The sequence below is a fragment of the Amycolatopsis sp. NPDC049159 genome (genome assembly GCF_040648295.1).
In the GTDB taxonomy this organism is placed as follows: domain Bacteria; phylum Actinomycetota; class Actinomycetes; order Mycobacteriales; family Pseudonocardiaceae; genus Amycolatopsis; species Amycolatopsis pretoriensis_A.
This window is the reverse complement of record NZ_JBEZDL010000053.1, coordinates 1-10,405: the sequence shown is the minus strand read 5'-3', so window position 1 is coordinate 10,405 and position 10,405 is coordinate 1. Positions and strand designations below refer to the sequence as shown.

Annotated in this window: 10 protein-coding genes; 9 read left to right on the top strand and 1 reads right to left on the bottom strand. The window is 70.6% G+C overall.

Annotated features, from left to right (window positions below; genetic code table 11):
* Positions 1-100 precede the first annotated feature (100 nt).
* The 4 genes from AB0B33_RS46605 to AB0B33_RS46590 all read left to right on the top strand — a co-directional run bounded on the left by AB0B33_RS46605 (position 101) and on the right by AB0B33_RS46590 (position 5,223).
* Positions 101-1,168 carry a ricin-type beta-trefoil lectin domain protein gene (locus AB0B33_RS46605; protein WP_360784609.1) on the top strand — a complete coding sequence of 356 codons (1,068 nt, stop codon included), beginning with the start codon at positions 101-103 and terminating at the stop codon, positions 1,166-1,168.
* Positions 1,165-3,018 (top strand): ricin-type beta-trefoil lectin domain protein, encoded by a 1,854-nt coding sequence (locus AB0B33_RS46600; protein WP_360784606.1) that lies wholly within the window; start codon positions 1,165-1,167, stop codon positions 3,016-3,018. The genes AB0B33_RS46605 and AB0B33_RS46600 overlap by 4 nt, the downstream gene beginning before the upstream one ends.
* Positions 3,015-4,376, top strand: coding sequence for a ricin-type beta-trefoil lectin domain protein (locus tag AB0B33_RS46595; RefSeq protein ID WP_360784604.1), 1,362 nt, complete (start codon positions 3,015-3,017; stop codon positions 4,374-4,376). The genes AB0B33_RS46600 and AB0B33_RS46595 overlap by 4 nt, the downstream gene beginning before the upstream one ends.
* Before the next feature lie 190 nt (positions 4,377-4,566).
* Positions 4,567-5,223, top strand: a complete 657-nt coding sequence (locus AB0B33_RS46590; protein WP_360784601.1) for a DNA alkylation repair protein — start codon at positions 4,567-4,569, stop codon at positions 5,221-5,223.
* Here AB0B33_RS46590 and AB0B33_RS46585 read toward each other — a convergent pair whose 3' ends face one another.
* Entirely contained in the window at positions 5,224-5,946 is a 723-nt protein-coding gene (locus AB0B33_RS46585) for a GntR family transcriptional regulator (RefSeq protein ID WP_360784598.1), read from the bottom strand. It abuts the gene before it with no gap.
* A gap of 115 nt (positions 5,947-6,061) precedes the next feature.
* On the opposite strand from AB0B33_RS46585, the gene AB0B33_RS46580 reads away from it, so the two are divergent.
* From AB0B33_RS46580 to AB0B33_RS46560, 5 genes are read left to right on the top strand one after another with little or no spacing between them, the layout of a single operon-like run.
* Positions 6,062-7,306: an MFS transporter gene (locus tag AB0B33_RS46580; RefSeq protein WP_360784595.1), complete on the top strand. Its 1,245-nt coding sequence runs from the start codon at positions 6,062-6,064 to the stop codon at positions 7,304-7,306.
* 10 nt (positions 7,307-7,316) lie between these two features.
* Positions 7,317-8,111, top strand: a complete 795-nt coding sequence (locus AB0B33_RS46575) for a putative hydro-lyase (protein ID WP_360784592.1) — start codon at positions 7,317-7,319, stop codon at positions 8,109-8,111.
* A gap of 1 nt (position 8,112) precedes the next feature.
* A complete protein-coding gene (locus AB0B33_RS46570) occupies positions 8,113-8,862 on the top strand; it encodes a 5-oxoprolinase subunit PxpA (protein ID WP_247018077.1) in 750 nt (249 codons plus the stop codon).
* Entirely contained in the window at positions 8,859-9,470 is a 612-nt protein-coding gene (locus AB0B33_RS46565) for an allophanate hydrolase subunit 1 (protein ID WP_360784589.1), read from the top strand. Before AB0B33_RS46570 ends, AB0B33_RS46565 begins: the two co-directional genes overlap by 4 nt.
* A complete protein-coding gene (locus AB0B33_RS46560) occupies positions 9,467-10,303 on the top strand; it encodes a biotin-dependent carboxyltransferase family protein (protein ID WP_360784586.1) in 837 nt (278 codons plus the stop codon). The genes AB0B33_RS46565 and AB0B33_RS46560 overlap by 4 nt, the downstream gene beginning before the upstream one ends.
* Positions 10,304-10,405 lie beyond the last annotated feature (102 nt).

Below are 10,405 nucleotides of genomic sequence, written 5' to 3'. Positions count from 1 at the left end.
AACTCTGCAACCCCCCCTTCCCCCGCCCCCCCTGGTTTTTTTCGCGGGCGGTTCTCACCGCCCTGAACACTCACGACCCCTTCCCCACAAGGAGTACCCAGTGCGGCGAATCCTCGTCGCGCTAATGGGGTGTGCCCTGTTAGCGCTTTCCTTCCTCACGTCCGGCCCCGCCCAAGCGGCGGTCGAAGCGGGTCCGTCGGCGAGCCAGCTGCTCGCCAAAACCCAGAACTGCCAGCAGATCTCCAACGGCAAGTATTCCTTCGACGAAGGCGGCGCGGCCACCGTTCCCGTCTGCCAGACCGCCGGCGCCGTGTTCTTCACCGCCGACATGGACGTCGACTGCGACGGCGTCCGCACCACGCAGTGCAACGAGAACACCGACTGCTGCTTCTACCCCGACACCGCGTTCCACACCTCGACCGACCAGCCGCTCAACGCGGCGCAACTGCCCTACATCGTCCTCCCGCAGCCGACGTCCACATGGGACTACCGCAACTACGGGATCGACGGCGGTTCGGTCGTGGCGGTGATCTACAACAACCAAGTCACCTACGCGGTCGTCGGCGACACCGGCCCGACGAGCATCATCGGTGAGGCGTCCTACGCCACCGCCGTCAGCCTCGGCATCAACCCCGACCCGAAGAACGGCGGCACCGAAGGCCCGGTGACCTACGTCGTGTTCCCGAACACGCACGTCGACCCGATCGAGAACCACGGGAACGCGGTCAGCCTCGGCGAGCAGGTCGCCACGCAGTTCGTCGGCGGCACCACGCCCCCGCCCGCCGGGACGGCCGGGCCGATCAAGGGCATCGGCGGCAAGTGCGCCGACGTCGCGGGTGCGAACAACGCCAACGGAACCGCCGTCCAGCTCTACGACTGCAACGGCTCAGGCGCTCAACAGTGGACAGTCGGCACCGACGGAACCGTGAAAGCACTCGGCAAGTGCCTCGACGTCACCAGCGCGGGCACCGCGAACGGCACCCCGACCCAGCTGTGGGACTGCAACGGAAGCAACGCGCAAAAGTGGTCGGCGAACGCGGCGAAGAACCTCGTGAACACCGGCTCCGGCAAGTGCCTCGACGCCACCGGGAACTCGAGCGCCAACGGGACCCGGCTCCAGATCTGGACCTGCGGGTCCGGCGCGAACCAGAAGTGGACGCTCCCATGAGGAAACTGCTCACCCTGCTCGGCGTGACCGCGCTCGCCGCGGCCACCTTCGCCGCGCCCGCGCAAGCCGCGGGCGAGACCGTCAACATCTGGCTCACCACCACCAGCGACTCCGGCGGCCGGACGGTCACCCGCGGCCTCCAGCAGCAGACGCCGATCTCGTTCGCCGCGGGCACCGGCACCGGTGGCGTGACCATCAACGTCAACGAAGGCACCACCTACCAACAGTTCGAGGGTGGCGGAGCGTCCTTCACGGACACCGCGGCCTGGCTGATGAACTCCAGCGGCGCGCTGTCCCCAGCCACCCGCGACGACACGATGCGCAAGCTGTTCGACCCGAACAACGGCATCGGGCTGAGCTTCATCCGCAACCCGCTCGGCGCGTCCGACCTGGCCCGCTACAGCTACACCTTCGACGACGTGCCGGCCGGGCAGACCGACCCGAACCTGACGCACTTCTCGATCGCCCACGACCAGGCCGACGTGCTGCCGCTGACCAAGCAGGCCAAGCAGCTCAACCCGCAGGCCAAGGTGATGGCGTCGCCGTGGAGCGCGCCGCCGTGGATGAAGGACAACGACAGCTACCTGCTCGGCTGGGTCGAATCGCAGTACTACCCGGCCTACGCGCAGTACTTCGTCAAGTACCTCCAGGCCTACCAGGCCGCGGGCGTGCCGATCGACTACGTCTCGATGCAGAACGAGCCGACGTGCTGCGCGAGCTACCCGTCGACCAACTGGAACGGCGCCGGGCTCGCGTACTTCGCGAAGAACAACCTGCTGCCGGCCCTGCAGGGTGCCGGACTGTCCACAAAGGTCCTCGCGCTCGACTGGAACTGGGACACCTACGCCTCCTACGGTGCCCCGACCCTGGACGACGCGGCGATCCGCACCCACCCGAACTTCGGGGGCGTGGCCTGGCACGGCTACGGCGGGAACATCGCGCAGCAGACGACCACGCACAACCAGTACCCGAACGTCAACGCCTACTCGACCGAGCACTCCGGTGGCACCTGGATCTCGAACCAGCAGGCCGAAGACATGAACAACATCGTGGACTACACCCGGAACTGGTCGAAGAGCGTGACCAAGTGGAGCCTCGCCGTCGACCAGAACATGGGGCCGCACAACGGCGGCTGCGGCACCTGCACCGGTCTGGTCACCGTCCACAACGGAGACTCGCGCAGCGGGCAGGTCGACTACACCGTGGAGTACTACACGATGGGTCACCTGACGAAGTTCGTGAAGCCGGGCGCGTACCGGATCGACTCGAACGACAACTCGACCGTCCGCAACGTCGCCTGGAAGAACCCGGACGGCTCGAAGGCGCTGATCGCGTACAACTCGGGCACCGGCGCCCAGAGCGTGCGGGTGAACTGGGGCAACTCGTCGTTCACCTACTCCCTGCCCGGTCACACCTCGGCGACGTTCACCTGGAGCGGCAACCAGGGCAACGGCGGCGGAACCGGCGGGACCGGCCCGATCACCGGCCTGGGCGGGAAGTGCGTCGACGTCGCCGGGGCGAGCAGCGCCAACGGCACCGCGGTCCAGCTCTACGACTGCAACGGCTCGACGGCCCAGCAGTGGACCGCCGGCACCGACGGCACGATCCGCGCGCTCGGCAAGTGCCTCGACGTCACCGGACAGTCCACAGCGGACGGTGCCCGGCTGCAGCTCTGGGACTGCGGTGGGACGGCCAACCAGAGATGGGCGGCCACCGCGGCCAAGGACCTCGTCGGCTCCGCGTCGAACAAGTGCGTCGACGCCACCGGCAACTCCAGCGCCAACGGCACCCGGCTGCAGATCTGGACCTGCACCGGTGCCGCCAACCAGAAGTGGAACGTGCCCGCATGAAGAAAACAGCAGTACTCGGCGCCCTGATCGCCGCGTCGGCGCTGGTGCTCGCCCCCGGTGTCGCGCAGGCGGCGACCGGGCCGATCACCGGCATCGCCGGCAAGTGCGTCGACGTCAACGCGGCGAGCACCGCCAACGGCACGGCGATCCAGCTCTACGACTGCAACGGCTCCGGCGCCCAACAGTGGACGGTCGGCTCCGACGGATCCATGCAGGCGCTGGGCAAGTGCCTCGACGTGACGAGCGCCGGCACCGCGAACGGCACGACCATCCAGCTCTGGGACTGCAACGGCTCGAGTGCCCAGAAGTGGACGGCCAACGCGGCGAAGAACCTCGTCAACACCGGCTCGGGCAAGTGCCTCGACGCCACCGGGAACAGTTCCGCCAACGGCACCCGGCTGCAGATCTGGACGTGCGCGAGCACGGCCAACCAGCAGTGGACGCTCCCGGTCGGCGGCACCACCCCGCCGCCGACCGGGCCGGGCGCGATGGCCGTCGCGCCGTACCTCTACAACGGCTGGGGCGACCCGCCCAACCCGTCCACGATCATGAACGCCACCGGCGTCAAGTGGTTCACGATGGCGTTCATCCTGTCCAACGGCTACTGCAACCCGCAGTGGGACGGCGGCCGCGCGCTCGCCGGCGGCGTCGACCAGAGCACCATCAACACCATCCGCGCGGGCGGCGGCGACATCATCCCGTCGTTCGGCGGCTACTCCGGCAACAAGCTGGAGTCGTCGTGCGGCAGCGCCGGTGAACTGGCGGCCGGCTACCAGAAGGTGATCAACGCCTACGGCCTCAAGGCGATCGACATCGACATCGAGGCCGACGCGTACAGCAACCCGACGGTGCAGCAGCGCACGGTCGACGCGCTGAAGACGGTCCGGGCGAACAACCCGGGCATCAAGCTGTACGTCACCTTCGGCACCGGCCAGTCCGGCCCGGACAACAGCCTGGTGAACCGGGCCGCACAGGCCGGGCTCACCGTCGACGGCTGGGTCATCATGCCGTTCGACTTCGGCGGCGCCGGCCAGAACATGGGCACGCTGACCCAGCGGGCGGCCGAGGGCCTCAAGAACGTCGTCAAGGGTGCGTACGGCTACGACGACGACACCGCCTACCGGCACATGGGCATCTCGTCGATGAACGGCATCACCGACAACAGCGAGACGGTCACCCTGAACGATTTCACCACCATCCTGGGCTACGCGAACGCGCACCACCTGGCCCGGTTGACGTTCTGGTCGGCCAACCGCGACCGCCCCTGCCCAGGCGCCTACCCGAACAACGACACCTGTTCGGGTGTTTCCCAGCAGGCGTGGGACTTCACGAGGATCTTCGCCCGCTACGCCGGCTGACGCCGGGGAAGGTGAGGGCTGCCGGGCCGCGGCACTGGGGAGGCGGCGACCCGGCAGCGTGGTCCGCCTGCCGCTGGGGGTCTCCGGCGGCGGAACCGCACCGAGGTTATCCAGCCGGAATCGCAGGCGGCCGGTGCTCGGCCCGTCCGGACGCCAAGCGTGCCCGAACGCGCACCGTAAACTGGCGGCCGTGGCGGAGACGACTGTGGACGAAGTGCTGGCCGAGCTGGCTGCCCTCGACGACCCCAAGGCCCGTGCGGTCAACGAAAAGCACGGCGACGACCACGGCGTCAACCTGAGCAAGCTGCGCGCCGTCGCCAAACGGCTGAAGACGCAGCAGGACCTCGCGCGTGAACTGTGGGCGACGGACGACACCGCGGCCAAGCTGCTCGCGACGCTGATCTGCCGCCCGAAGGCCTTCGAGCGCGCCGAGCTCGACGCCATGCTCCGGACCGCGCGCACGCCGAAGGTGCACGACTGGCTCGTCAACTACGTCGTCAAGAAGAGCCCGCACGCCGAAGAACTGCGCGAGGCCTGGTTCGCCGACCCGGATCCGGTGGTCGCGAGCGCCGGCTGGGCGTTGACGACCGCTCGCGTACCCGCGATGACCGAGGGCCTCGGCGAACTCCTCGACGTCATCGAGAAAGACATGAAGGGCGCTCCGGACCGCCTGCAGTGGGCGATGAACCACTGCCTGGCCCAGATCGGCATCGAACACGCGGACCTGCGCGCGCGGGCGATCGACATCGGCGAGCGCCTGGAAGTCCTCAAGGACTACCCGACGCCGCCGAACTGCACGTCCCCGTTCGCGCCCGTCTGGATCGCCGAGATCGTGCGACGGCGGTAGCTACTCCGCCGCGCTCGCCGCGCGGGCGGCGTCCGCGCGATCGGCGTACGCCTCGACCAGCTGCTCCTCCGCGTCCGCGAGGTACTTCATCAGCAGCTGCTCCGCGCCCGGCCCGTCGCCCGCCTCGATGCGGTCGAGGATCTCGTGGTTGCGCGGCAGGTAGCGCTCGTGGAAGCGGCGCGGCTCGGCCATGATGTGGAAGACCAGCCGCAGCTCGGCGGTCAGCCTGCCGACCAGCTCGTTGACGCGCTCGCTGCCGGACAGCGCGGCCAGCTCCTGGTGGAACCACACGTTCGCGGTGCCGAGGTCCTTCCAGTTGCCGGAGCGGGCGGCCTCGTCGCCGATGTCGACCTTCTCCTTGATCCGCGCGAAGGACGCCGGCTTGGCCGTCACCCCGCGGACCGCCGCACATTCGATGATCTTGCGGACGCGGTAGATGTCGACGACGTCCTCGATGCTCGGGATGCGGACGAAGACCCCGCGGTTGAGCTCGTGGGCCAGCAGCCGCTCGTGCGTGAGCAGCCGGAACGCCTCGCGCAGCGTGTTGCGCGAGACGCCGAGCGCGTTGCCGATGTCCTGCTCCGAGAGCCGCCCGCCGGGCAGGAAGAAGCCCTCCGCGATGCGCTTGCGGAGGACGCCGGCGACCCGTTCGGCCGTGCTCTTGCGGCTGACCAGGCCGCGGTCGGCCGCCAAGCCCGGCAACCCGCTGTCTTCGATGACCACGCTGCGAGGATACGCGTCACACAGGGGACGATCCAATTGCAGTCTTGTGGAATTGTTGAACAATCCCTACCGTGTGAGGCACGCCACGATGAGAGACACTGGCCAGGAGGTGCCCATGACCGCGACCACTGCAACCGAGGCCCGGCCGTTCGACTGGTTCCGCACGCTCGGCAAACGCGGACGGCGTGCCTTCGTCGGCGCGTTCGGCGGCTACGGCCTGGACTCGTTCGACTACCAGACGCTGCCGCTCGGCCTGGCCGCCATCACGGTCTACTTCGGCATTTCGAGCGGCGAAGCCGGTCTCCTGGGCACGACGACGCTGGTCGTGTCGGCCGTCGGCGGCGTCGGCGCGGGCATGCTCGCCGACCGCATCGGCCGCGTCCGCACGCTCCAGATCACCATCGCGATGTACACGATCTTCACGGTGCTCTGCGGGTTCGCGCCGAACTTCGAGACGCTGCTGATCTTCCGCGCCCTGCAGGGCCTGGGCTTCGGCGGCGAGTGGGCGGCCGGCGCCGCGCTGGTCGCGGAGTACTCGCAGGCCAAGTACCGCGGCCGGACCGTGGCGTTCGTGCAGAGCGCTTGGGCGGTCGGCTGGGGCCTGTCGGTGGTTGTCTACACCGTGGTGTTCACCGTCGCGAGCGACGACGTGGCCTGGCGGATCATGTTCTGGACCGGCGTCATCCCGGCGCTGCTCGTGCTGTGGGTCCGCAAGAGCGTCAAGGACGCCCCGCGCGCGGAGGAACGCCTCAAGGCCGAACGCCCGAAGGGCACGCTGCTCCGGATCTTCAAGGGCGACCTCCTGCGCACGACGTTCTTCGCCGCGCTGCTGGCCACCGGCGTCCAGGGCGGCTACTACACGATCTCGACGTGGCTGCCGTCGTACCTGAAGAAGACGCGCGAACTGACCGTGATCGGCACCGGCGGCTACCTCGCGTTCCTCATCACCGGCGCGTTCGTCGGGTACGTCTGCGGCGGCTACCTCACGGACCTGCTGGGGCGCAAGAAAACCTTCCTGACCTTCGCGCTGCTCTCGGCCGCGCTGATCGTCGCGTACACGCAGATCCCCAGGGGCGCCAACGGACTCGTGCTCGTCCTCGGCTTCCCGCTCGGCTTCTCGATGTCCGCGATCTTCAGCGGCTTCGGCGCCTACCTCGCCGAGCTCTACCCGACGGCACTGCGCGGGACGGGCCAGGGCTTCACCTACAACTTCGGCCGCGCGGTCGGGGCGATCTTCCCGACCGTCGTGGGCTTCCTCGGCGCCGGCGGAGCGATCGTCTTCGGCGCGTTCGGCTACGGCATCGCGGTGCTCGCGCTGCTCGGCCTCCCGGAAACCCGGGGCATCGAACTCGTCGATTGAGGGGGAACTCATGACGACCTTCGACCAGCCGGCCACGTTCACGCCGGCGCAGGCGCGCGCGGTCTTCCGCCGCGGCACCGCCCGCCCCACCACGGGCTGGGCCAACGGCTTCACCCAGACGAACCTGATCGCCGTCCCCGAAGACTGGGCGTACGACGTCCTGCTCTTCTGCACCCGCAACCCGCAGCCGTGCCCGCTGCTCGACGTCACCGACGCCGGCGACCCGGGCACCCGGCTCGCCGAGGGCGCGGACCTGCGCACCGACCTGCCGCGCTACCGGATCTGGCAGAACGGCGTGCTGGCCGGCGAGGTGGCGGACGCGACCGGGCTGTGGCGCAGCGACATGGTCGCCTTCTCGATCGGCTGCAGCTTCACGTTCGAGACGGCGCTGGCCGCCGGGGGCGTCCCGCTGCGGCACGTCAAGCAGGGCCGCAACGTCGCGATGTACGTGACGAACCGGCAGTGCGAGCCCGCCGGGCGGCTGTTCGGGCCGATGGTCGTGTCGATGCGGCAGATCCCGGAGGACCGCGTCGACGACGCCATCCGGATCACCCGGGCGATGCCCGCCGTGCACGGCGCCCCCGTGCACATCGGCGACCCGCTGGCGCTGGGGATCGAGGACCTCTCGCGGCCGGACTTCGGCGATCCGGTGGACGCGCACGCGAGCGACGTCCCGGTGTTCTGGGCCTGCGGCGTCACCCCGCAGGCGGCGCTGATGGCGTCGCGGCCTCCCTTTGCGATCACCCACGCGCCGGGGTACATGTTCATCACCGACCGCCACGACAGCGAATACCGGGTGGGCTGAAATGGACCTGAACAGCGACCTCGGCGAGGGCTTCGGCGCCTGGAAGATGGGCGACGACGAAGCCATGCTCGACATCGTGACCAGCGCGAACATCGCGTGCGGCTTCCACGCGGGCGACCCGTCGGTGATGCGGCGGGTGTGCGACCTGGCGGCCGAGCGCGGCGTCGCGATCGGCGCGCACGTCGGGTACCGCGACCTGGCGGGGTTCGGCAGGCGCGCGCTCGACATCGCGCCGGACGACCTGGCCGACGAGGTGCTCTACCAGATCGGCGCGCTCGACGCGTTCGCGCGCGCGGCCGGCAGCGCCGTGACGTACGTGAAGCCGCACGGCGCGCTGTACAACACCGCGGCGGTGGACGCCGAGCAGGCCGCGGCGATCGTCGACGGCCTGCGCCGGTACGACCCCGCGCTCGCGCTGCTCTGCCTGCCGAACTCGGAAATGCAGCGGCAGGCGGAGATCGCGGGCGTGGTGGCGTACGCGGAGGCGTTCGCGGACCGGGCGTACACCGCTGACGGCAAGCTGGTCTCGCGCAAGCGGCCGGGCGCGGTCCTGCACGACCCCGACGTCGTCGCCGAGCGCGCGGTCGGCATGGCGACCGGCGGCGTCGTGACCGAGGACGGCACCAAGCTCGACGTGCGCCCGGATTCCCTGTGCGTGCACGGGGACACGCCGGGCGCGGTGGAGCTGGCCCGCCGGATCGAGGCGGCGCTGACCGACGCCGGCGTCCAGCTCGGCGCGTTCACCGGATGACCGTCCGGTTGCTGCCGTGCGGGCGGCGCGCGGTGCTGGTCGAGACCGGCGACGTGCTCGGTTACCAGGCGGCGTTGGCCGAACTGGCCCCGGACGGCGTCGAGGAGCTGGTCCCGGCGGCGCGGACGCTGCTGGTCCGCTTCGACCCGGCGGTGACCGACGCCGGCCGGCTGGGCGCGGTGCTGCGCGAAGTGTCCCCTGTGGACAGTGCGACGGCCGACGCGGGCGAGGTGGTGATCCCGGTGGTGTACGACGGCGAAGACCTGGCCGAGGTCGCCGCGGAAACGGGGCTGGGCGTCGGTGCGCTGATCGCCCGCCACAGCGGCGGCTCGTACGTTTCGGCGTTCTGCGGGTTCGCGCCGGGTTTCGCGTACCTGTCCGGCTCGGACCCGGTGCTGCACGTGTCCCGCCGGTCCTCGCCGCGCACCCGGATCCCCCCGGGTTCGGTGGCGATCGCGGGCGAGTACAGCGCGATCTACCCGAGCGCGTCCCCCGGCGGCTGGCGGCTGCTGGGCCGCACGGACGTGCCGGTCTGGGACGTCGAGCGCGACCCGCCGAACCTGCTGCCGCCGGGCACCCGCGTCCGGTTCACGGCGGTGCCGTCGTGAAGCTGGAAGTCGTGCGGCCGGGCTTCTCGACGACGGTGCAGGACCTCGGCCGCCCCGGGCACGCGGCGCTGGGCGTCGGCCGGTCCGGCGCGGCCGACCGCGCGTCGTTCCGGCTGGCCAACCGGCTCGTCGGGAACCCTGGTGGAGCGGCCGCGCTGGAGGTGACGCTGGGCGGGCTGGTGCTGCGCGCTTCGGCCGTCACGACGGTCGCGGTGACCGGTGCCGCTTGCCCGCTGTCGAAGGGCGGCTTGAACTCGCCGATCACGTTGTGGCCGGGCGGAGAACTCGCGCTGGGCACGGCTTCTTCGGGCCTGCGCTGCTACGTCGCGGTGCGCGGCGGCATCGACGTGCCGCCGGTGCTGGGCTCGCGGGCGACGGACACGCTGGGAAAGCTGGGCCCGCCGCCGCTCGCCGCGGGCATGCTGCTGCCGATCGGCCCGGCGCCGCGGGAGTTCCCCGTCGTGGACCTCGCGCCCCGGGCGTCGTTGCCGGAATCGCCGGTGTTGCGGGTGACGCCGGGACCGCGTCGCGACTGGTTCGCCGCCCCGGACGACCTGCTGTCCACTGTGTACACGGTCTCGCCCGATTCGGACCGCGTCGGCATCCGGTTCACCGGCGCACCGCTCGCCCGGGCGCGCCACGACGAGCTGCCGTCCGAGGCGTGCGTCCCGGGCTCGCTGCAGGTCCCGCCGTCCGGCCGCCCGATCCTGTTCCACGCCGACCACCCGACGACCGGCGGCTACCCGGTGATCGCCGTCGTCGAGGAGGCCGACCTCGACCTGGCGGCCCAGCTGCGGCCGGGTCAGACCGTGCGCTTCCGTCCCGCGTCGTGAGTGTTCAGGGCGGGTGGGATGCGCCCCCAGACAAAACGCCCCCCCCCCCCGCGGGGTGGGGGGGGGGGGACGGGGGCCCCCCGCGCCCCCCCCGCGGGGCCC

Excerpts from the sequence above, each read along its gene's own strand:
- AB0B33_RS46600 (WP_360784606.1), top strand. The coding sequence starts at position 1,165 with ATGAGGAAACTGCTCACCCTGCTCGGCGTGACCGCGCTCGCCGCGGCC.
- AB0B33_RS46595 (WP_360784604.1), top strand. The coding sequence starts at position 3,015 with ATGAAGAAAACAGCAGTACTCGGCGCCCTGATCGCCGCGTCGGCGCTG.
- AB0B33_RS46580 (WP_360784595.1), top strand. The coding sequence starts at position 6,062 with ATGACCGCGACCACTGCAACCGAGGCCCGGCCGTTCGACTGGTTCCGC.
- AB0B33_RS46575 (WP_360784592.1), top strand. The coding sequence starts at position 7,317 with ATGACGACCTTCGACCAGCCGGCCACGTTCACGCCGGCGCAGGCGCGC.
- AB0B33_RS46570 (WP_247018077.1), top strand. The coding sequence starts at position 8,113 with ATGGACCTGAACAGCGACCTCGGCGAGGGCTTCGGCGCCTGGAAGATG.
- AB0B33_RS46565 (WP_360784589.1), top strand. The coding sequence starts at position 8,859 with ATGACCGTCCGGTTGCTGCCGTGCGGGCGGCGCGCGGTGCTGGTCGAG.